The sequence below is a fragment of the Streptomyces sp. Alt3 genome, assembly GCF_030719215.1.
GTDB lineage: Bacteria > Actinomycetota > Actinomycetes > Streptomycetales > Streptomycetaceae > Streptomyces > Streptomyces glycanivorans.
Window position 1 is genome coordinate 7,264,598 of record NZ_CP120983.1, and the last position, 20,723, is coordinate 7,285,320.

23 protein-coding genes are annotated in these 20,723 nt (G+C 71.5%); 9 read left to right on the plus strand and 14 right to left on the minus strand.

The features are described from left to right. Nucleotides 1-19: 19 nt before the first annotated feature. A complete protein-coding gene (locus tag P8A20_RS32195) occupies nt 20-553 on the minus strand; it encodes a gamma carbonic anhydrase family protein (RefSeq protein WP_147962512.1) in 534 nt (177 codons plus the stop codon). Nucleotides 554-700: 147 nt separating this feature from the next. Between P8A20_RS32195 and P8A20_RS32200 the strand changes: the two genes are divergently transcribed. Next, nucleotides 701-1,450 (plus strand): acyltransferase, encoded by a 750-nt coding sequence (locus P8A20_RS32200; protein ID WP_147962513.1) that lies wholly within the window; start codon nt 701-703, stop codon nt 1,448-1,450. Nucleotides 1,451-1,497: 47 nt separating this feature from the next. On the opposite strand, the gene P8A20_RS32205 is transcribed toward P8A20_RS32200, so the two are convergent. Both P8A20_RS32205 and P8A20_RS32210 read right to left on the minus strand, forming a co-directional pair. After that, on the minus strand, nt 1,498-2,169 hold the full coding sequence (locus P8A20_RS32205; protein ID WP_306104757.1) for a Rossmann-fold NAD(P)-binding domain-containing protein: 672 nt from the start codon (nt 2,167-2,169) through the stop codon (nt 1,498-1,500). 56 nt (nt 2,170-2,225) lie between these two features. Then, nucleotides 2,226-3,140 carry an SDR family oxidoreductase gene (locus tag P8A20_RS32210; protein WP_306104758.1) on the minus strand — a complete coding sequence of 305 codons (915 nt, stop codon included), beginning with the start codon at nt 3,138-3,140 and terminating at the stop codon, nt 2,226-2,228. 89 nt (nt 3,141-3,229) lie between these two features. Here P8A20_RS32210 and P8A20_RS32215 point away from each other — a divergent pair, with 89 nt between their 5' ends. Further along, nucleotides 3,230-3,928 (plus strand): TetR/AcrR family transcriptional regulator, encoded by a 699-nt coding sequence (locus tag P8A20_RS32215; RefSeq protein WP_147962515.1) that lies wholly within the window; start codon nt 3,230-3,232, stop codon nt 3,926-3,928. Between the two features lie 158 nt (nt 3,929-4,086). On the opposite strand, the gene P8A20_RS32220 is transcribed toward P8A20_RS32215, so the two are convergent. The 4 genes from P8A20_RS32220 to P8A20_RS32235 all read right to left on the minus strand — a co-directional run bounded on the left by P8A20_RS32220 (nt 4,087) and on the right by P8A20_RS32235 (nt 6,809). Continuing rightward, nucleotides 4,087-4,476, minus strand: coding sequence for a hypothetical protein (locus P8A20_RS32220; RefSeq protein ID WP_306104759.1), 390 nt, complete (start codon nt 4,474-4,476; stop codon nt 4,087-4,089). Between the two features lie 78 nt (nt 4,477-4,554). Then, on the minus strand, nt 4,555-5,115 hold the full coding sequence (locus P8A20_RS32225; protein ID WP_306104760.1) for a TetR/AcrR family transcriptional regulator: 561 nt from the start codon (nt 5,113-5,115) through the stop codon (nt 4,555-4,557). A 109-nt stretch (nt 5,116-5,224) separates the two neighbouring features. Then, nucleotides 5,225-6,616 carry an amidase gene (locus P8A20_RS32230; RefSeq protein ID WP_306104761.1) on the minus strand — a complete coding sequence of 464 codons (1,392 nt, stop codon included), beginning with the start codon at nt 6,614-6,616 and terminating at the stop codon, nt 5,225-5,227. Next, nucleotides 6,603-6,809, minus strand: a complete 207-nt coding sequence (locus P8A20_RS32235) for a hypothetical protein (RefSeq protein WP_147962518.1) — start codon at nt 6,807-6,809, stop codon at nt 6,603-6,605. The genes P8A20_RS32230 and P8A20_RS32235 overlap by 14 nt, the downstream gene beginning before the upstream one ends. A gap of 281 nt (nt 6,810-7,090) precedes the next feature. Here P8A20_RS32235 and P8A20_RS32240 point away from each other — a divergent pair, with 281 nt between their 5' ends. The 3 genes from P8A20_RS32240 to P8A20_RS32250 all read left to right on the plus strand — a co-directional run bounded on the left by P8A20_RS32240 (nt 7,091) and on the right by P8A20_RS32250 (nt 9,332). Next, the gene (locus P8A20_RS32240; protein WP_371606804.1) at nt 7,091-7,969 is read left to right on the plus strand and encodes an MBL fold metallo-hydrolase; all 879 of its coding nucleotides are present in this window, start codon (nt 7,091-7,093) and stop codon (nt 7,967-7,969) included. 192 nt (nt 7,970-8,161) lie between these two features. Then, nucleotides 8,162-8,746, plus strand: a complete 585-nt coding sequence (locus P8A20_RS32245) for a helix-turn-helix domain-containing protein (protein WP_306104762.1) — start codon at nt 8,162-8,164, stop codon at nt 8,744-8,746. A gap of 31 nt (nt 8,747-8,777) precedes the next feature. Beyond that, a complete protein-coding gene (locus tag P8A20_RS32250) occupies nt 8,778-9,332 on the plus strand; it encodes a YbaK/EbsC family protein (RefSeq protein ID WP_147961336.1) in 555 nt (184 codons plus the stop codon). 9 nt (nt 9,333-9,341) lie between these two features. Here P8A20_RS32250 and P8A20_RS32255 read toward each other — a convergent pair whose 3' ends face one another. The 3 genes from P8A20_RS32255 to P8A20_RS32265 form a co-directional block, all read right to left on the minus strand. Beyond that, nucleotides 9,342-10,028, minus strand: a complete 687-nt coding sequence (locus P8A20_RS32255) for a hypothetical protein (protein WP_147961335.1) — start codon at nt 10,026-10,028, stop codon at nt 9,342-9,344. A gap of 91 nt (nt 10,029-10,119) precedes the next feature. Beyond that, on the minus strand, nt 10,120-10,929 hold the full coding sequence (locus P8A20_RS32260; RefSeq protein WP_306104763.1) for an AAC(3) family N-acetyltransferase: 810 nt from the start codon (nt 10,927-10,929) through the stop codon (nt 10,120-10,122). Nucleotides 10,930-10,977: 48 nt separating this feature from the next. Continuing rightward, entirely contained in the window at nt 10,978-11,394 is a 417-nt protein-coding gene (locus P8A20_RS32265; RefSeq protein ID WP_147961334.1) for a CoA-binding protein, read from the minus strand. Between the two features lie 82 nt (nt 11,395-11,476). On the opposite strand from P8A20_RS32265, the gene P8A20_RS32270 reads away from it, so the two are divergent. The 3 genes from P8A20_RS32270 (at nt 11,477) to P8A20_RS32280 (ending at nt 16,436) form a co-directional block, all read left to right on the plus strand. Then, complete coding sequence (locus P8A20_RS32270) at nt 11,477-12,103, plus strand: YigZ family protein (protein ID WP_306104764.1); 627 nt, start codon at nt 11,477-11,479, stop codon at nt 12,101-12,103. Nucleotides 12,104-12,234: 131 nt separating this feature from the next. Further along, nucleotides 12,235-13,401 (plus strand): exonuclease SbcCD subunit D, encoded by a 1,167-nt coding sequence (locus tag P8A20_RS32275; protein ID WP_306104765.1) that lies wholly within the window; start codon nt 12,235-12,237, stop codon nt 13,399-13,401. Beyond that, nucleotides 13,398-16,436: an AAA family ATPase gene (locus P8A20_RS32280; protein WP_306104766.1), complete on the plus strand. Its 3,039-nt coding sequence runs from the start codon at nt 13,398-13,400 to the stop codon at nt 16,434-16,436. The genes P8A20_RS32275 and P8A20_RS32280 overlap by 4 nt, the downstream gene beginning before the upstream one ends. On the opposite strand, the gene P8A20_RS32285 is transcribed toward P8A20_RS32280, so the two are convergent. Then, nucleotides 16,426-16,872 (minus strand): Lrp/AsnC family transcriptional regulator, encoded by a 447-nt coding sequence (locus P8A20_RS32285; RefSeq protein ID WP_147962523.1) that lies wholly within the window; start codon nt 16,870-16,872, stop codon nt 16,426-16,428. The two genes, P8A20_RS32280 and P8A20_RS32285, sit on opposite strands and share 11 nt — an antisense overlap. Nucleotides 16,873-16,965: 93 nt before the next feature. Here P8A20_RS32285 and P8A20_RS32290 point away from each other — a divergent pair, with 93 nt between their 5' ends. After that, nucleotides 16,966-17,451 carry a rhodanese-like domain-containing protein gene (locus P8A20_RS32290; protein WP_147962524.1) on the plus strand — a complete coding sequence of 162 codons (486 nt, stop codon included), beginning with the start codon at nt 16,966-16,968 and terminating at the stop codon, nt 17,449-17,451. A gap of 27 nt (nt 17,452-17,478) precedes the next feature. On the opposite strand, the gene P8A20_RS32295 is transcribed toward P8A20_RS32290, so the two are convergent. From P8A20_RS32295 to P8A20_RS32305, 3 genes are all read right to left on the minus strand, one after another. After that, on the minus strand, nt 17,479-18,351 hold the full coding sequence (locus P8A20_RS32295) for an ATP-grasp domain-containing protein (protein WP_306104767.1): 873 nt from the start codon (nt 18,349-18,351) through the stop codon (nt 17,479-17,481). A 73-nt stretch (nt 18,352-18,424) separates the two neighbouring features. After that, nucleotides 18,425-20,110: a DUF885 domain-containing protein gene (locus P8A20_RS32300; RefSeq protein WP_306104768.1), complete on the minus strand. Its 1,686-nt coding sequence runs from the start codon at nt 20,108-20,110 to the stop codon at nt 18,425-18,427. A gap of 77 nt (nt 20,111-20,187) precedes the next feature. Further along, the gene (locus P8A20_RS32305) at nt 20,188-20,709 is read right to left on the minus strand and encodes an Lrp/AsnC family transcriptional regulator (RefSeq protein WP_147962526.1); all 522 of its coding nucleotides are present in this window, start codon (nt 20,707-20,709) and stop codon (nt 20,188-20,190) included. Between the last annotated feature and the right edge of the window lie 14 nt (nt 20,710-20,723).

The window sequence follows — 20,723 nt, forward strand, 5'->3', positions numbered from 1 at the left end:
GGGCACCCGGCCCGGGCCTTCAGCCCTCCTGGTGCGCCGAGCGATGGGCCTTCGCCAGCTCCACGTATCCCGCCGCGTTGAAAGCGATGCCCTCACGCTCCTCCGCCGTCAGCTCCCGCTTGACCTTGGCGGGCACACCGGCCACGAGGGAGCCCGGCGGCACCCGCATCCCCTGCGGCACCAGGGCCTGCGCCGCGATCAGCGAACCCGCACCGATGTGCGCGCCGTTGAGCACGGTCGCGCCCATGCCGACCAGTACGTCGTCCTCGATGACGCAGCCGTGCAGGACGGCGTTGTGGCCGACCGAGACCCTGGCGCCGACCGTCAGCGGGAAGCCGGGGTCGGTGTGCACGCTGCAGTTGTCCTGGATGTTGCTGTCAGGGCCCAGGGAGATCGGGCCGCAGTCGGCACGCAGCACGGCCTGGTACCAGACGCTCGAGCCCGCGGCGAGCGACACCTCACCGATGACGACCGACGTCGGCGCCAGGAACGCGTCCGGATCGACGTCCGGCTCCTTGCCGCCGATACCGGTGACCAACGCCTGCTCTGCCATCGCCTGCTCCTCGGGTGGGGTGTGGTGCGCGCGGCGCCCCGTGCTCCGCACGAACCGTAAACGACGGCCCCGCGTCCCGGCCGGGTGGGGTGAACATCACAGCCCACGACGCCGATCCGTCAGGGGCGGGCCGACTACCGTGAGCGGGTGCCGAAGAACCGGAACTTGTTCTCCTCCCTGGCCCTCCGGCGGCGTGAGGTCACCTCCCGAGCCGTCCACCGCGTCTGGGCGTGGGTGCAGGAGACCGGAGCGGTCACCGCGCCGCACCCCGGCCGGCTCCGCTTCGGCCGCATCGGCACGGGAACCCGGCTCGCCTTCCCGCAGGGAACGGTCTTCGGCGAGCGGTGGATCGAGCTGGGCGACCACTGCATCATCGGCGAACAGGTCACACTCACGGCCGGCCTGATGCCCGACCTGGATCTGGGGGCCGAGACCGTCCTGACCCTGGGCGACGGCGTGGTGCTCGGCCGCGGCAGCCACGTCATCGCGGACACCTCGGTGTCGATCGGCTCGGACACCTACTGCGGCCCGTACGTCTACATCACCTCCACCAACCACAGCTACGACGATCCCGACGAGCCCGTGGGCAGGCAGTGGCCGCGCATGGAACCGGTCGTGATCGGGCCCGGGTGCTGGATCGGCACCGGAGCGGTGATCCTTCCGGGGGCGAGGCTCGGCCGTAACGTCGTGGTCGCGGCGGGAGCCGTCGTACGCGGAGAGGTCGCCGACCACGCGGTGGTGGCGGGAGCGCCCGCCAGGGTGGTGCGGAGCTGGGACCCCGAGAAGGGCTGGCAGCCGCCGCTGCGCACCCCCGCGCCCGTGCCGATCCCCGACGGCGTCACGTCCGAGCAACTGGCCGCCGTGGCGCTGCTGCTGGAGGACCCGGCGGGGAGCTGACGGACCCGCGACCGAAGGGCCGTGGAGGGTGGGAGTGCTCTCCGGTGTCAGAGGGCTGCCACGCTGTTGATTTCCCTGTTCTCCAGGACGTGGCGGACGTGTCCCCCGCGGGTGAGGTTCAGTGCCGCTCGGCCGAGCTGGGCGGTGTCGGTCACCAGGGCCGGTCCCAGACGAAGGAGCCGCAGGAGCGGTACGAGCGGGGTGGCCGCGGCGCCGGCCCACCGATAGGCGGTGGTCTTGGAGCGGGCCTTGTGGGCAGGCAGGACGAAGCCGGGGCGCAGGGCGTATCCGTTGGGGAAGGTGGAGACGATCGCGTTCTCGGTGCGCCCTTTGACGCGGGCCCAGCGAAGCCGTCCGCTTCCGGTGCTGTCCGTGCCGCCACCGGAGACGTAGACGAAGGTCAGATCCGGATTGACTTCGTGGAGGGCGCGCGCGGCGGCGGTGGTGTATCCGTAGGTGATGCGTTCGTAGGCCTCGGGTTCCATGCCGGTGGAGCTGACGCCGAGGCCCCAGAAGCAGGCGTCGGCGTCGGCGAGGTCGTCCTCGACCGAGCTGAAGTCGAGGAAATCGGTGTGTACGACCTGCCGCAGCTTCGGGTGCGTCAGCTCCAGCGGTGTCCGTCCGACGGCGAGGACCTGGGTGACATCGTCGGCGTGCAGGCACTCCTGGAGGAAGCCGTCGCCGATGAGGCCGCTGCCGCCGAAGATGACTGTTTTCACGGTTGTTTCCTCAGTTCGTGTTCGTCGGGCGTTCCAGGGCTGCGGTGCGGTCGGACTCAGAGACCGTCGGCCACCGAGACGCCGGTGAGTTTCTGGGCCTCGGACCACAGACGTGCAGCGACAGCTCCGTCCTGGGCGCTGCGCGGCAGGGAAACGGCCTTGGTGGGGCCGACCACGGACCAGCGCGGGCCGTAGTAACCGCCGTTCGTGGCGTCAGGGCTCGTGGCCGCGTACAGCAGGGGTTCCGCGCCTTGCTCCGGCCCCTGGGAGGGCACGATCCTGTACAGCAGCGATTCGAGCAGCCCGGGCCGACCACCGTTGAGGGTCGGGCCTGAGGTCATCAGGTTGGTGCGGGTGTAGCCGGGGTGCGCGCCGGCCGACAGCAGGGGCCAGTGGTGCTGGACGGCGAGGTCGGCGAGGTGGAGCATCATCAGCATGTCGGCGAGCTTCGACTGTGCGTAGGCCCGGGTGGGGCTGTAGTCGCGGGTGGACTGCAGGTCGTCGAAGTCGATGCGGGCCCGGTTGGCGGTGCCGCTGCTCATCGTGGCCACGCGGGGGGCGGGGGCGCTGAGCAGCAGGGGCAGCAGCCGGACGGTGAGAGCGAACGGGCCGAGGTAGTTGCTGCCCAGCTGGAGCTCGAAGCCGTCCGGTGTCTCCGTGCGACGGGGCACGTTCATGACTCCGGCGTTGTTCAGCAGCAGGTCCAGCGGCCTGCCGTCGGGGATCAGGCCGTCGGTGAAGCTTCGGACGGAACTCCGGTCGGCCAGGTCCAGGGGGCGGACGTCGATCAGGGCGCCGGGGTGCGCGGCGAGGATTTCCGCCCGGGCCTGTTCGCCCTTGGCCGGTGTGCGCACGGCGAGAATCACCTGGGCACCGGCTTCGGCCAGCCGTTTGGCGGCCTCCTTCCCGGTTCCGCTGTTCGCGCCGGTCACCACGGCGAGTTTTCCGTGCTGGTCAGGGACCTGGTACATGACGGACTCCATTACGTACTGCCGGTATCTTGTCTCGGCCCACCGTAACGGACCGGTGGTAACTAATCAAAGTACCGGCGGTATGTAACATGGGGGTCGTGACATTTCGACGCGCCCGCACCGATGAACAGCGCAGTCAGCGGCGACGCCAGATTCTGGACACCGCGGCCGCGATGCTGACCGAGATGCCTGTGGCGAAGCTGAGCCTGAACGAACTGAGCCGCCGGGTGGGTCTGGCCAAGGCCAACGTGCTGCGCTACTTCGAGTCGCGGGAGGCGGTGCTGCTCGATCTGCTCGACACCGAGGTCCAGGACTGGATCACCGAGCTCCAGCAGCTGCCGACGGCCGGCGACGGCACCGCACGCGAACGCGGGGACCAGCTGGCCGACATCCTGGCCACATCCATGGCGCGAAGGCCGGTGCTGTGTGACCTGCTCGGCGCGCAGGGCGCTGTCCTGGAGCGCAACATCTCCACCGAGGTCGGCATCCGGCACAAGCACGCGGCCCGGCAATCCCTGCGGACCCTGGTCGAGTTCGTGCTGCGCCACCTTCCCGAACTCGGCAACGACGGCGCCGCCGCTCTGGTGGAGTCGACCCTGCTGATGTCCATGTCGGCCTGGCAGTGCAGCCGCCCCTCGACGGCAATGCTGGCGGTCTACGCCTCCGACCCGGAACTGGCGGCCATGCGCATCGACTTCACCGAGCTCGTGCGCCGTACGACAGCGGTGACCGCCGCCGGCCTGCTGGCCCGGCGGGGGCATGGGGAGAACGCCGTTCGGCCTGCCTGATCGTCCGGCGGGGACATGGGTGGAGCGCCTTCCGCCCTTGTGTCGAGCTCGGCAGGGTGACGGCCCAGCCGGATGATCGTCGCGCCGCCGTCCCGCGCTGCCGCTGGGAGACGGGGCGGCGGGCTGCCGACCCCGGTTGTCGAGGCGGCAGCGGGCGGTCAGGCCTCGGGGTCGACTTCGGGGTGCGTGAACCGCACGGGCTTGCCCAGCGACCGGGCGTAGGTGATTTCGGCCCGGGTGCTGTCTCCGATGTAGTCGCCGACCACGAGCACATCATCGGCGAGCCGGATCTTCGCCCGGTGCAGATCGTCGAGTCGAGCCTTCAGCGCCTCGGCCTCGACGGGATCGGACCAGAGCTCGTGCGGCGACTTCATGTCGCAGCCCGGTCTGACGACGATCCTTCCGGCTACGGTCTCCCGCAGATCTGCTTCGGACATCCCGGTCATGAAGCGGGTGGAGCCACAGATCACGACGATGCGCGGGAGGCCGAGCTGCTTCTTCGCGTCGGCGAGCTTCTCCTCGGGGGTGAGCAGATGCGGGTGCGACACCGGTTCCTCCTGGTGGTGTGGTCCAAGGGGGTCTGCGGAGCTCGAACGCAGCCCAGGCAGGCTGAACCGCATCATCGTTCAGGGCCCGTCGAGGGCGTTCCTCACGAGTTCGCGCGCGTACGTGGCGTCCAGGCGGTCGGGGCGGAAGAGGATGCGGTACATCATCGGCGCCACGACCCGGTCCATGACCCGTTCCGTGTCGGGCGCTTCCTCTCCGCGCCGCGTCGCACGGTTCAGGACGACGTCGATCTGCTCCGCGGCGTAGGCGGAGCACCTTCCGGCATTGGTGCCGTCCGGATCACCGAGAAGCGCGTCCCTGATGTACGCGCGCCCGGGCGGGGAGGCCATCTCGTCGAGGAACTGCTCCGCCCAGGCGTCGAGGTCGGCCCGCAGACTGCCGAGATCGACGGGGTCGGTCTCCGGGCGCAGCCGTTCGACCGCGACGTCGGACAGAAGTTCCTGCAGGTCGCCCCAGCGCCGGTAGACGGTGGAAGGAGTCACGCCGGCGCGGGCCGCCACCATGGGGACGGTCAGCGCCGCGCGGCCCGTCTCACCGACCAGCTCGCGGACCGCGGCATGGACGGACTCCTGCACACGGGCGCTGCGCCCACCGGGGCGGGTCGCGGGCCTGGGGCTCATGTGTGCCACCTTAATGCGAATACGTTGCTTCCGGCCGCCCCGATTCCGATCCGCGGGCGAACAGCCGGGTCGTCCGCGCGCCCCAGCAACCCGGGACGTCCGCCTGCCCTCAGGCTGCCACCGGGGCGATCCGCCCCACGCCGTCGGCAGCCTCCTCGTACACCCGCCCGACGCGGAGCACCGTCGCGTCCTGGAAGGGGCCTGCCATCAGCTGCATGCCGATGGGAAGCCCTGCGTGATCGTGCCCGACCGGCAGGGTGAGAGCCGGAACACCGGTGATGTCGGCCGGGGCGGAGAGGCGGACGTAGCTGTCGGAGACGGCTTCCACGGTCCCGTCGTCCCATTCGACCGTGTCCTGGCCGGACTTCGCGGCCGTCATCGGCACGGTCGGGGCGGCAAGGACGTCGATACCGCCGAACATGCGGGCCCAGTCGTCGCGCATCATGGTGCGGGCCCGCTGGGCACGGAGGTAGTCGCCGGCGGATGTGAGTGCGCCGGCCTCGAGCAGGATGCGTACGTCCGAGGTGTACAGCTCGGGGGCGGCCCGCAAGGACCGCTCGTGGTAGGCCGTGGCCTCCGGAACCATCAGCCCCCACTGGACGGCCTGGATGTAGCGCGCCATCGGGATCTCCACGTCGACGAGCTCCGCGCCGAGCTCCGCCAGCCGTCCGATCGCCCGGCGTACGGCCTCCTCCACTTCGGGCGAGACCCTGTCGAAGTAGTGATTGCGCGGAACGCCGATCCTGAGCCCCTTCAGATCACCGCTGCCGGTGAGGTCGGCCGGAGGGCCGGGCACACTCGCCGGGTCACGCGGGTCGTACCCGGCGGTCGCGGCCAGTACGAGAGCCGCGTCCTGTGCGCTGCGGGTGATGGGGCCCACATGGTCCAGGGACCAGGACAGCGGGGTCACACCGGAACGGGAGACGAGACCGTAGGTCGGCTTGAGACCCACCACGCCGTTGAGAGCGGCGGGGACCCTGATGGAACCTCCCGTGTCGGTTCCCATGGCGAACGTCGCCTCGCCCGCGGCGACAGCCACCGCCGAGCCGCCACTCGACCCTCCGGCGACCCGGTTCCGGTCCCATGCGTTGCTCGTCTGCGGGGTGGTCAGGCCGTAGGCGAATTCATGGGTGTGTGTCTTGCCCAGGAGAACGGCCCCGGCGTCCTTCAGGAGTGCGGCCACCTGGCTGTCGTGGTCCGCGACGTGCCCTGCCCGGACGTCCGAGCTCGCCGTGGTGGGCAGGCCCGCGGCGTCGATGAGGTCCTTGAGGCCCATGGGGATCCCGTGCAGCGGGCCGCGTGGTCCGGATCCGGAGATCTCCCGCTCGGCGCGAACCGCTGCGGCCAGAGCGGTCTCCGCCGCGACGGTGACGTAGGCGTTGAGCCCTCCGTCGACGGCGGCGATGCGGGCCAGCACGGACTCGGTGAGCTCGACCGGGGACAGTTCCCGTGCGTGCACCGCACGGGCCGCGTCGGTGAGGGACAGCTCAAAGGGTTGCATCGGCATGCTCCTGTCCGGCCCGGTACGAGCCTGCGGGAGGCGTGTCGGCGAAGTCGAGTTCGCGCAGTGTCGAGATGACGGAGTGGATGTGGTTGGCGGCCGCAGCCACGCCTTCGTGCCGGTCGCCCCCGAGGGCGAGTCCCGCCCGCAGGGCGCCGTGAGCCGCCTGCTGGGGAGTGAGTTCGCTGGTCATGAGTGCCTTTCCAGCTCGGTGCGGTACATCGGTCCCGGAACCGTCCGCGGCCCGAGACCAACTAAAGCGAATCATTTGCTTTACGGGACGGTAGCCCCCTACGGTCGCTTAAGGCAAACCAATAGCTTTAAGTGATGCGAGGGAAGTCCGACGTGCCCCAGACCCAGAAGCAGAAGCAGACCCAGACCCAGACCCAGAAGCAGACCCAGACCCGGATTCAGACCGAGCCTCGAACTCCGAGGCGCGATGCCCCCGCCTCGGTGCAGGCCCCCGCGTGGTCGGTGGGTCATCACACAGTGCGGCGTATCGATGAGACAGCCCTCCCCGCCGCGACCGGCCCATGGCTGCTGCCCGGGGCGACCGCGGACGTCGTCGACCGGACCGCGTGGTTGCGTCCCGACTTCGCCGACGAAGAGGGTGTCCTGCGGCTGGCGAGCCACAGCTTCGCGGTCGAGGCGGACGGGCTGCGGGTGCTGGTCGACACCGGAATCGGAAACGGGAAGCAGCGCGCCAACCCTGCCTGGCACGACCTGGACAGCGACTACGAGGCGCGGCTGACGGCGGCGGGCTTCGCGCCGGAGGCCGTGGACCTCGTCATCCTGACCCACCTCCACACCGATCACGTGGGCTGGAATACGCGCTCGGCAGGTGGAAGTTGGGTTCCCACCTTCCCCAATGCGCGTTACGTCACGTCTCGGACCGAATGGAACTACTGGGCCGGTGTCGAGATGGATGAGGCACGGCGGCAGATGTTCCGGGACTCGGTGCACCCCGTCCGGGATGCGGGCCTCTTCGACCTCGTGGACGTCGCTGACGTGGGCGCGGACATCGCACCGGGCCTGCGCCTGCTGCCGGTCCCCGGCCACACTCCGGGCCAGGTGGCGGTGGAGCTGAGCAGCGAGGGGGAGACGGCGCTCATCACCGGCGACAGCATCCACCACCCGGTCCAGATGGGACATCCGGAACTCGGCAGCTGCGTGGACATCGCACCCGAACTCGCCGCCAGGACCCGACACCGGATACTCGACTCGTTGGCCGGCACCTCGACCCTGCTGTTCGGAAGCCACTTCCCGCCGCCGACCGCCGGTCACGTGCGACACGAGGGCGGCGCGTACCGGCTGGCGCCGGCCGCGCCCGGGGGTGGTGTGGTCCGCGGCTGAACCGAGAACCGGCGCCGCGACAGGCCCCGACCGAAGTCGGCCGGCCCGCCCGCCCGCCCGCCTGGCAGGGCCCGCGGCAAGGGCGAACGGTGCTGGCGTCGGGTGCCTCGAAGTACAGTGCGTCGGTCGGGTGGGTGCACCACGCCGCAGTGCAGTATTCTCAACTATTTCATCCTGGATATTGGACTGAATGTGACTGACCTCGACCAGCTCACCCAGTCGCTCGCGCGGAATCTCAAGCGCTGGCGAGGTGAGCGCGGGTTCACCCTGGACGCTCTCGCGGCCCGAGCGGGGGTCAGCCGGGGCATGATCATCCAGATCGAGCAGGCGCGCACGAACCCGAGTGTCGGCACCACCGTCAAGCTCGCGGACGCGCTGGGTGTCAGCATCACGACACTGCTCGACTACGAACAGGGGTCCCAGGTCCGGCTCGTGCCCGCGAGCCAGGCGGTGCGCCTGTGGTCCACGGAGGCCGGCAGTTCGAACACGCTGCTGGTCGGCACCGAGGCCCGCGGCCCCATCGAGCTCTGGTCCTGGCACCTGATGCCCGGCGACAGCAGCGCCTCCGACCCGCACCCCGAGGGAACGGTGGAACTCCTGCACGTCACCTCGGGTGAGCTGACGCTGGTCGTCGACGGTGAGGCCCACGTGGTGCCCGCCGGTACCTCCGCGACGTTCGAGGCCCATGTGCCGCACATCTACCGGAACGACGGCTCCGAGCCCGCCGACCTGACGATGGCCGTGTCGATCCCGCCGGTCCGTGGGGAGGGCAGGTGAACGGTTCGCGGGCGGCTGTAGCGTGAGCGGCATGCGCGCACCTCTGGGCGACTTCAGTGACGCCTCTCCCGCAGCCGACCGGCTGGACCTGCTCACTCCGCCCGTGGCCGAGGCCGTCGCGGCCGGCTGGGGCGGTACTCCCGCCGAGTCCGTCGTCTTCGTCGACACCGACCCCGCGATCGCCGACACGGCCGCCTTCGTCGAGCACCACGGCCCCGCACTGCTCGACGCGTCCGCCAACTGCGTGGTGGTGGTGGGCAAGCGGGGCGCCGACACCACGCTGGCCGCGTGTGTGGTGCTCTCCCGCACCCGCGTCGACGTGAACGGGGTCGTGCGCAAGCACCTCGGGACCCGTAAGGCGTCCTTCGCCCCGATTGACGTGGCGGTCGGTGAGACCGGCATGGAGTACGGCGGCATCACGCCCATCGGCCTGCCTGCGGCCTGGCCGCTCCTCGTCGACCCGGCGGTGGCGGACACGGAGTGGGTCCTGATCGGCAGCGGCCGCCGCCGCGGCAAGCTCATCGTCCCCGGCAAGGCGCTGGCGGCACTGCCGGGAGCGGTTCTGCTCGACGGCCTCGGGGTCTGAGAAGCACTGTCAGGTCAGGGGAGGGCCGGGGCGCAGGGGAGCACGGACAGCTCCTTTGAGCATGCTGATCGTGCGTTCGTGCACGTCGCCCACGCGGTCCGTCACCCGTACTCTGACGAGAACCGTGTCGATCTCTCCCATCGCGGCCTCCGTCAGCCAGCCGATGAGCAGATTCTGGGTGGGGATGGGCAGACCCGCGCCCATATGTATGAGATCGAAATCGGTGTCGGCCACGAGGCCCCGCGCGGCGACGAGCCGCATCGCCTCCTCACGGTTCGACCACCGCAGGGTGCCTGCCGGACGGCCTCCGGCGTCCGGGGAGTGGCGCGCGACGTGATAGTCGACGCGATCCATGACAGCGACGTCCTGCGCCGCGTTGATGAGGTAGCAGGCCCAGGTGAGGCGTCCGTCGGGGGCCAGTCCCGCGACCACCCGCCCGTGGTAGCCGAGTGCGGGTCTGACCGCTCTGGCGTACTGTCCCCGGGCGAGTGCCGCGCCGAGGCTGCCGACAGCCGCGGTGGTGGCACTCTGCAGGTCAAGCAGGCGTAACTTCCAGGGCCAGGCCCTGGTCAGGTGAGCCGGAGCGTTCTCGCGCCACACGCTGTAACAGAGCAAGGCCATGGAGACGAAGACGAGCGTCGTCACCAGCCTTGAGAACAGTCTGTTCTTCCCCACCACGCGCTGTGCGGATTCCATAGTTCGCAGCCCCCCACTGTTCACTCTGTTCGCGGGCGCCACTGTAGGGACTGGCCGCCGAGAGCGACAGGGCGCGTCACGGCCCGAACGTTCAGCTGCTACCGGCCCGGTGCTCCGTGATCCAGCCCACGGCGAAGTCCACGGCCGCGCGAAGAGGGAACAACCGACTGGGCGCCGCCCCCACCCGGCCGGTGCTGACCGCTTCGGGCCGGGCGCGGGCGAAGTCCTCGCCGAGGCGGGCGAAGTCGCTGTCGTCCAGAGCGATGTCCTCGTACTCCCACCAGTGGCGTCGCCCCTCCGACGCCACCACACAGCGGTAGAGGCGGCGGGGCGGGGCCGGGCGGCGGTACTCCGCGAGGTGGAAGGCGGTGCAGCGGCCGAAGCCCGTGCCCAGGAGCAGGACCTGTGCGTCGGCCTCGTACAGCCGGGCGAGGGGGGAGTCCTCGCCCAGGTGGCAGTCCGGGCGGTGGCCTGCGAGCAGCCGCGCCGCCGCCGGGCCGAGCCCGGCGAACGAGGTCTGCGGGTGGCCGCTGCGCCGCGCATCCGGCGCCTGGCGCACCAGCTCGGCGAGAGCGCCCATGGTGGGGGCGGGAGACACATCCGGATCGAACGCGGGCATCGCCGCACGCACGGCCGCCCCGGCTTCCTCGCTCAGGCCGCGGACAATGTCCAGGTAGGCGCGGGAGGTGTCGGAATTCTCCGGGGTGAAGGAGGGGACGACCACTGTCCCCGTCGGCCCCAGAGTCCGGTGCAACGCGTGCACCACGTCCCCGGCACAACCGCCCGCGGCACGCATCGAGGCGTGTACCAGCAGGACACCACCCCGTCGCACGCCGAGCTCGTGCAGCTGGGTGGCGGCACGTTCGCCGCCGAGCAGGAGATGCTGTGTCACGGCGGACATTCTCCCCGCCCGGGGTCTACCGCGACACCACGCCTCCAGCGGCAGAACTCAGCGGAGGGGGCTCAGGCGGGGTATCTCGATCGCCGGGCAGCGGTCCATGACCATGGCCAGGCCTGCCGCACGGGTGCGCTCGTACGCCTGCTCGTCGATCACGCCGAGCTGGAACCAGACGGCCTTCGCCCCGGCCGCCACCGCCTCGTCGGCGACAGCGCCCGCCAGCTCGCTGTTGACGAAGACGTCCACCACGTCGACGGGGAAGGGTATGTCCGCCAACGAGGCGTATCCCTGTTCGCCGTGGACCGGCTCCGCCTTGGGGTGGACGGGCACCACGCGTTTACCGAAGCGCCTGAGGACCTCCGCCACCCCGTACGCGGCGCGTGACCTGTTGGTGGACAGGCCGACCACCGCCCAGGTGTCGCCCGTGTCCTGGAGGATCCTGCGAACCGTGTCGTCGTCTGCGTACATGCCCGGACAACGGACGGTCCCGCCCGGTCATTCCCCACGGGAGGGTGAAAGTGCGGGACGGAGCGGCGCATAGGGTGGACGGATGCAGGAGGAGTACCGGACAGTCGCCGGCGAGGGTGTGCACGAGACCGAGGTCAGCCGGTCGCGTTTCCTCTGCGCGCTCGCCCCCGCCGCCACCGAGCAGGAGGCGCAGGAGTTCGTCGCGCGCGTCCGCAAGGAGCACCCCACCGCCAACCACAACTGCTTCGCCTATGTCATCGGCGCCGACGCCTCGGTGCAGAAGGCCGGCGACGACGGGGAGCCCGGCGGGACGGCCGGCGTCCCCATGCTGCAGATGCTGATGCGCCGGGAGGTGCGTTACGCCGTCGCCGTCGTCACCCGTTACTTCGGCGGCGTGAAACTCGGAGCGGGCGGACTGATCCGGGCGTACGGAGGGGCGGTCGGTCAGGCGCTCGACTCGCTGGGCACGACCACCCGCCGCCGCTTCCGCCTCGCCGCCGTCACGGTGGACCACCAGCGCGCAGGCAAGCTGGAGAACGATCTGCGCGCCACCGGTGTGGCTGTCCGCGGCGTGACCTACGCGGAGGCGGTGACCATCGAGATCGGACTGCCGGACGCCGGCGTCGAGGGCTTCAGGGCCTGGCTCGCGGACGCCACCGCGGGCTCCGCGACGCTCGAACTGGGCGGCGAGGCGTACGGGGATGTCTGAATCGGACGGGCCGTGCGGGGACTCAAGTCCCCGGTCGGCCGTGCGGATCCGCGGCGGAGGGGATGCCGGTCCCGGCGGGGCCGGCGGCAGAGGGCAGGGAACGTGCGGGTCGAATCAGTAGGAGTGGCGTCGTGAGGATTCTGCACACCTCGGACTGGCACCTGGGGAGGTCGTTCCACCGTGTACCGATGCTCGACGCCCAGGCCGCCTATCTCGACCACCTCGTCGAGACGGTGCGCGAGCACTCCGTCGACGTGGTCGTGGTGGCGGGCGACGTCTACGACAGGGCTGTTCCGCCCCTGTCGGCCGTCCAGCTGTTCGACGACGCACTGCACCGGCTCGCCGCCGCCGGGGTGCCGACCGTCATGATCTCCGGCAACCACGACTCGGCCCGCAGGCTCGGTGTCGGTGCCGGGCTGATGGCACGGGCCCGGATCCATCTGCGTACGGATCCCGACGACTGCGCGACGCCGGTCGTGCTCCACGACGCGCACGGTGAGGTGGCGTTCTACGGACTGCCCTATCTGGAGCCCGCGCTCGTCAAGGACGCGCTCGGTGCCACCAAGGCGGGGCACGAGGCGGTCCTCACGGCGGCGATGGCCCGCGTACGGGCCGACCTCTCGCTCCGGCCCGAGGGCACCCGGTCGGTGGTCCTGGCTCACGCGTTCGTGGCGGGCGGTGCACCCAGCGACAGCGAACGCGACATCACGGTCGGAGGTGTCGCAGCCGTCCCGGCGGGAGTCTTCGACGGCGTCGACTACGTGGCGCTCGGCCACCTGCACGGCTGCCAGAGGGTCACGGACCGCGTCCGGTACTCCGGATCGCCGCTGGCGTACTCCTTCTCCGAGCACGCGCACCGCAAGACGATGTGGCTCATCGATCTCGCCCCCGGCGGGGAGGTCGCCGCCGAACGCCTCGACTGCCCCGTACCGCGCCCGCTCGCGCGGCTCCGCGGCCGCCTGGACACACTGCTGGAGGACCCGGCCCTCGAAGGACACCGGGAATCCTGGGTGGAGGCCACCCTGACCGACACCGCGCGGCCGGACGAGCCCATGGCCCGCCTCCTGGAACGCTTCCCGCACACGCTCAGCCTGGTGTTCGACCCCGAACGTGCCCCGCAGGACCCCCTCGCCTCCTACGCGCAGCGACTCGCGGGACGTGACGACCAGCAGGTGGCGGAGGATTTCGTGGCCCATGTACGCGGTGGCAGCGGACCCAGCGACGAGGAGCGCAGGGTGCTGCGCGCCGTGCTCGACGAGGTACGGGTCGACGACGTGCTCGGCGAGGTGTCCCGTTGAGGCTGCACAGGCTCACCCTGACCGCGTTCGGCCCGTTCGGCGCCACTCAGGAGGTCGACTTCGACGCCCTGTCGTCGGCCGGGATCTTTCTGCTGCACGGCCCCACCGGTGCGGGCAAGACCTCCGTTCTCGACGCCGTCTGCTACGGCCTGTACGGGGCCGTGCCCGGCGCCCGGCAGAGCCCCGGCACCTCGCTGCGCAGTGACCACGCCCCGGTGGACCGGCCGACCGAGGTGCGCCTCGAACTGACGGTCGGGGGGCGCCGACTGGAGGTCACCAGGCGGCCGGCCCAGCCCCGCCCCAAGAAGAGGGGCGGCGGATTCACGACCGAGAAGGCGCAGAGCTGGCTGCGGGAGTACCACCCCGAGCACGGCTGGAAGGCCCTGAGCCGCTCCCACCAGGAGATCGGGGAGGAGATCGGCGGGCTCGTCGGAATGAGCCGGGACCAGTTCTGCCAGGTGGTGCTGCTGCCCCAGGGTGACTTCGCCCGGTTCCTGCGGGCCGACGCGGAGGCGCGTGGAAAGCTTCTCGGCCGTCTCTTCGACACCCGCCGGTTCGCCGCCGTCGAGGAGCGCCTGGCCGAGCAGCGGCGGGCGGCCGAAGCACGGGTCAGGACCGGGGACGAACAGATCCTCGCGCTGGCCCACCGCCTCGCTCAGGCGGCCGGCCCGGCCGCGGAGGAGCCGGCTCCCGAGGAACGGCCGGGCGAGCCCGGGCTCGCCGAGGGGGTCCTGCGATGGGCGGCCGTGGCGCGCAGCGGTGCCCTTGAACGGCTCGACATCGCCCGCTGGGCGCTGACCGCGGCGGAACAGCGGAGCGACGCCGCACGCAGCAGGTTCGAGGCCGAACGGGAACTGGCCCGGCTCCAGCAGCGGTACGAGGAGACCCGCCGCCGTGCCGCCGGGCTGGAGGACCGCCGCGCGGAACGGGACCGCTGCCACGAGCAGCTGGCCCGTGCCCGCAAGGCGGACCTGGTCGCCCCGGCTCTCGATCTGCGCGACGAGGCCGAGCGGGCCCACCGCACGGCTGTCGCGGCGCTGGCACGGTCCCGCGCCGGTCTGCCGTTCGAACTGGCCGAGGCGGGCCTCGATCAACTGGCCGACCGGGAACGCGGTCTCCGGGCGGAGCTGGGCGCGCTCGGATCCGCACGCCGTGCCGAGCGGCGGAGCCGGGAGATCGACGTCGAACGGGCCGGCCTGGAGCGTCAGTCCCGCTCGGACGACGAACTGATCCAGGAGGCGGCGGAATGGCTGGCCGGCTGGGACAGCACCCACCGGAGCCTCAGGGAACACGTGGAGGCCGCACAGGACGCCGCGACCCGGGCGGAGCAGCTGGCCGGCCGGCTCGACCCCGCCCGCAGGAGGCTGGAGGCGGCACGACGGCGTGACGCCCTCGGTGGCCAGGAGGAGACCGCGGCGGCGGCCCTGACCGCGGCACGCGAGAGCGCGGTGGGCGCGCACGAGAAGTGGCTGGCCCTGCGCGAACAGCGGCTGCGCGGCGTCGCGGCGGAACTGGCCGGTCAGCTGGCCGACGGTGTCGCCTGCACGGTGTGCGGCTCGCCCGAGCACCCCGAGCCGGCCCGCGCGGAGGCGGGGCATGTGGACCGGGCCACTGAGGAGGCGGCGCTCACCGCCCATCAGCGGGCCGAGCGGACCCGCACGGAGGCGGAGGGCCGGCTGGGAGTCCTGCGCGAACGCCTCGCGACGGCGCGTGCGGAGGCCTTGGACCCGGGTGGGTCCGGCTCGACAGGCCGGGCGTCCGTCTCCGTGGCCGGACTGAGTGACGTGGTCGACCGCCTGACCCGGGAGCACGCGGAAGCGCACCGCCTGGCCGTGCAGTCGCACGTGGCCCGGGAGGCACTGGCCTCCGCGGAGCGTGAGCACCTCGGCAGGCTCGACGACCTGCAGCAGGCGGAGCGGCGTACGGCTGCCCGCACGTCGCAGCGGGAAGCGCTCGACCGTGAACAGGCCGCGCTGGAGGACGAACTGGCCAAGGCCCGGGGCGCCAGTGCCTCGGTGGCCGAGCACGCCGGACTGCTGGAGCGCCGGGCCGGACTGCTGGCCTGCGCGGCCGACGCCCTCCGCGCCGAACACGGAGCCGCCGAGCGCCTCAAGGAGGCTGACGGCAGGCTCTCCGACGCCGCCTTCCGGGCCGGATTCGACACGCCGCAGGCCGCCGCCGCGAAGATCCTCGGGGACGCCGCGCAGCGGGAGCTCCAGCACCGCGTCGACGCCTGGCAGACGGAGGCAGCCACTGTCGCCGACCGTCTCGCGGAGGAGGACGCCAAGGATGCCGCGGGAAGGCCGGCCGCCACGCCGGACGAGGCGCAGGCCGCGTACGACCTGTCCGTGCGGGCCCTGCGCGAGAGCGCCGCCGCGCACTCCGCCGCGCAGGAGCGCAGCACGGAGCTCGGCCGGCTCTCCCGTCGCACGGAGGACGAGGTGCGCGCGCTGGGGCCGGTGCGGCAGGAGTACGAGCGGGTCGCCCGTCTCGCCGGGCTGACGGCGGGCACCTCCGCGGACAACGAGCGGAAGATGCGGCTGGAGGCGTACGTACTGGCGGCCCGCCTCGAACAGGTTGCCGCCGCGGCGACGGTCCGCCTCCGGCGGATGTCCGGGGGCCGCTACACGCTGGTCCACTCCGACGACCGCAGCGGGGGCCGCAGGGCGGGACTCGGTCTGCACGTCGTCGACTCCTGGACGGGACGGGAGCGCGACACGGCGACCCTGTCAGGCGGGGAGACCTTCTTCGCCTCGCTCGCCCTCGCTCTCGGCCTGGCCGATGTGGTGACGGACGAGGCGGGCGGCGTACGCCTTGACACGCTCTTCATCGACGAGGGCTTCGGCAGCCTGGACGAACAGACACTGGACGAAGTGCTCGACGTCCTGGACTCGCTGCGGGAACGTGACCGCAGCGTCGGCATCGTCAGCCACGTGGGCGACCTGCGCCGCCGCATCCCCGCCCAGCTCGAGGTGGTGAAGGAGAGGCACGGGTCGGCCGTCGTCCACCGGACCGCCGGTGCGCTCAGCGGCTGATGGCCCGGCGGGGGAGCGGGGAGGAGTAGACGACGCTGGTGGTCACGGAGCCGAGGGTGCCGATCCTCCCCGTGACCTCCTCCAGGTGACGCATCGACCTCGCGGTCACCTTGAGGACGAAACAGTCGTCCCCGGTGACGTGGTGGGCCTCCAGGATCTCCGGTGTGGAGGCCGTCAGGTCGTGGAACGGCTTGTAGTTGCCGTTCGGGTAACGCAGCCGTACGAGGGCGAGGATCGGCAGACCCAGCCGCTCCGGGTCCACCACCGCGGCATATCCGCTGATCACCCCCACCTCTTCGAGGCGGCGTACCCGCTCGGTGACGGCGCTGGGGGACATCGATACGGCGCGGGCCAGTTCGGCGAACGTCGCACGTCCGTCGCGTTGGAGGACATCGAGGATGAGCCAGTCCGTGGCGTCCGGGGAATACTCGGTCATGGCGCCAGACAACAGGGGAATCCTCCGCCGATCAAGCGAAGTGCCGTGGATCACTACTTCAAGTGCGGGCGAGTCGACCGTAGATTTTTGGCCATGACCTCACAGGTGATCACCACCCGAAACCCCGTCCTCCGCGTCCCGCCCGCCTCTCCGGCAGCGGCGGCCGCGTACTTCGGTGCCTCGCTGGCCTTCCACGCGGACGTGTCCGACGTGGCCACAGCCCTGGACCCCGGAGACGACCCCGGATTCGTCGTGGTCGACTCCCGCTCCACCGCCTCCTGGAACCAGGGGCACGTCCCCGGTGCGGTGCACCTGCCGACCGCCCTCGTCGCGGAGCAGGCGGCCGGCCTCCTCGACCCGGCCGTTCCCGTGGTCACGTACTGCTGGGGGCCGGGCTGCAACGGAGGGGCCAAGGCCGCACTGGCGCTCGCCGAACTCGGCTACCAGGTCAAGGAGATGCTCGGCGGGTTCGAGTACTGGGTACGCGAGGGATTCGCGTACGAGACCTGGGAGGGTTCGGAGCGGCGCTCCGCCGACGCGCTCACCGCGCCCGTGGACGCCGACGACTGCGGCTGCTGAACCGGCGGGACCTTCGGCGGGCGGCGTTCAGAGGGCGGACGGCCCGAGGAGCGCACGGAACAGGGCCTCGCCGTCGTCGCCGGCGGGCAGGCCGCTGACCTGACCGTCGCCGACCTCCACCACCCGCCAGGCCCCGTCCTCCCGGAGCGCCATGTCGGTGGCCACCCAGCGGCAGTCGAGTGCGCGCACGGCCTCGCCGACGGCGCCGAGGTCCGGCGCGGGCAGCCGGTCCGGCGTGTCCGGATGCGCCGTCACCCGTGCGACCTCGCCGTCCACCCACCACACCCGCGCCTCGCCGCCCGGCACGAACGGCTCGTACGCCCGCAGCACCACTCCTCCGGCCAGGAACTCCCCCTGCAGCTCGACGAACCGGCCGACGACGGCGGCGAGCCGGTCCACGTCCTTCAGCTCCGGCACGAAGCAAGCCTCGTGCCACTCGTCCTTACGGGACTTCACGAAGTCCTTGACGATGCCGGGGCCCGAGCCGAGATCCTCGGCGAGCCCGGCGGCGGGACCGGGCAGAAGCTCCCCTGCGGACAGGGAGCGCCAGACGCTTCGCGGCGTGAGCCCGGTGAACGCCTCGTACCACCCGGGGAGTTCATGGGCACGGCGGTACGCGGCGGCGTCGGTGAGCAGTGCGCAGCCACGAGCGGCGAGGGCGCGCTCGAAGTCCGCGTAACGGGCGGCCGGCATCATCCAGCCCCGGTACCAGTACGGCCCCGAGCCCCGCGGCACCCGGCGTACGGCGGTCTCGCAATCCCCGGCGAGCAGTGCGTCGTGATCGACAAGGGCGGTCCGGGCGCCCACGCGCCGTGCCGCGCCCTCCTCCTCGGCGAACACGGAATCCGTACGCGTCGGCCGCAACGGGTCGCAGCAGAACAGGAAGCCGGGCGAAGTCATGCGGAAGTCGTCCTTCGGGCCGTCAGGAGGAGAGGGCCGGGGCCGGTGACGGCAGCACCGGCCCCCACCGTGATCAGAGCTTGGACAGCTCGTCCACCAGGTCGTCCAGGCCGAGCGACCCCTGCGACAGGGCCGCCATGTGCCAGGCCTTGAGGTCGAACGCGTCGCCGTGGGCCTTCCGGGCGTTCTCCCGGCCCAGCAGCCATGCCCTTTCGCCCAGCTTGTAGCCGATGGCCTGTCCCGGCATCGACAGATAGCGGGTCAGCTCGCTCTCCACGAAGTCGGCGGGCCGGCCACTGTGGCTGCCGAAGAACTCCTGGGCCAGAGCAGGCGTCCACCGCTCGCCGGGGCGGAACGGCGAGTCCGCGGGGATCTCCAGCTCCAGGTGCATGCCGATGTCGACGATCACCCGGCATGCGCGCATCATCTGCGCGTCCAGGTAACCCAGGCGGCGCTCCGCGTCGGGCAGGAATCCCAGCTCGTCCATGAGCCGCTCGGCGTACAGAGCCCAGCCCTCGGCGTTCGCGCTGACCTGGCCGACCGAGGCCTGGTAGCGCGAGAGGCTCGCGGCGACGTGCGTCCACTGCGCGATCTGCAGGTGATGGCCCGGCACGCCCTCGTGGTACCAGGTGGACACCAGGTCGTAGACGGGGAAGCGGGTCTCGCCCATGGTGGGGAGCCAGGTACGGCCCGGCCGCGAGAAGTCCTCCGAGGGGCCCGTGTAGTAAGGGGCGGCGGCACCGCCCGCGGGGGCGATCCGGGACTCCACCTTCCGCACGCGCTCCGCCAGTTCGAAGTGGGTGCCGTCGAGCGCCTCGATGGCCTCGTCCATCAGGTTCTGCAGCCAGACCCGGACCTCGTCCACGCCCTCGATGTGCTTGCCGTGCACGTCGAGATGGGCCAGCGCCTCCCAAGGGCCGGCGCCCGGCAGGATCTTGTCCGCCTCGGTCCTCATCTCGGCCAGCAGCCGGTGGTACTCGGACCAGCCGTAGGCGTACGCCTCGTCGAGATCCAGGTCCGTACCGTTGAACTGGCGTGCCCAGCGGGCATAGCGCTCCCTGCCGACGGTGTCGGGAGCACCCTCGACGGCGGGGGCGTACACATCCCTCATCCAGTCCCGCAGCGCGACCAGGCCGGCGGATGCCTCCCCTGCCGCTCCGTCCAGCTCCGCGCGCAGCGTGGCGGGTCCCTCTGCCACGAAGTCCTCGAAGAATCCCGTGCCGTTCTCCCCGGCCCAGGCGCCGAGCTGACCGATGAACGTAGCCGTCGGGCGCGGGCCGCCGTACAGCTTCCGCTCCAGCCCCAGTGCGAGCGAGGCGCGGTAGCCCTCCAGCGCGGCGGGCACCGCCCGCAGACGGTCCACGACCGCGGCCCAGTCCTCCTCCGTCGCCGTCGGCGTCGCCGTGAACACCTCACGGAGGCTGTGCGCCGGGGAGTGAATGTTGGAAACCGCCCGGAGGCCCTCCTCGGCCTCGTGGACGGCGAGTTCGGCCGTGAGGCGTTCGCGCAGCAGCCGTGCGCAACGCCTCTCCTCGTCGGTGTCCGCGCCCGGCACCTGCTCCGCGGCGTCGAGTTCCACGAGGGTCCTGCGGATCAGCTCGGCCGTGGCCTCCTGACCGGCGGGCGAGAAATCGGGCAGCCGACGGGAGCTTTCCGCGACACCGAGATAGGTACCGGTGATCGGGTCGAGATCGATGTACGCGTCGACGTAGGCGTCGGCGACCTGGCGCGGCAGTGCGCTGCTCGATGTGTCTGACATGTGGACATCCTCTTACGCCGAGGCCCTTCACGTCACGGGGGTACCGGACTTCGGCCGGACGAGGTACGCCGCTGCCCTCAGGAGCCGGGACGTGTCCCGGAGCCGGTGGCGGGATTCCGCCCGTCCGCGGTGGGCGGCATCAACGGGCCGCACTCCCACTGCTGGAAGATCAGCCGGGTCTCCACCCGTGCCACCTCACGGCGTGAGGTGAACTCGTCCAGCACCAGACGCTGCAGATCGGTCGGGTCGGCGACGGCCACATGCACCAGGTAGTCGTCCGGTCCGGTGAGGTGGAAGAACGCCCGGGACTCCGGGAGCGCCCTGATCCGGTCGACGAACGGGCCGATGAGCTCCCTGCGGTGCGGCCGGACCTGGACCAGCAGGAGCGCCTCCAGGCCGCGGCCCAGCCGCGCCGGATCGAGCCGCAGCCGGTGCCCGAGGATCACACCGGACCGGCGCAGCCGTGCCACCCGGTCCAGACAGGTGGACGGGGCCACTCCGACTTCCGCGGCGAGCTCCCGGTACGTCGTCCGCGCATCGTTCTGCAGGAGCCGCAGAATGTGCAGATCAACCGGATCGAGAGCGACGGATTCAGACATCGGGCGAACGTAGC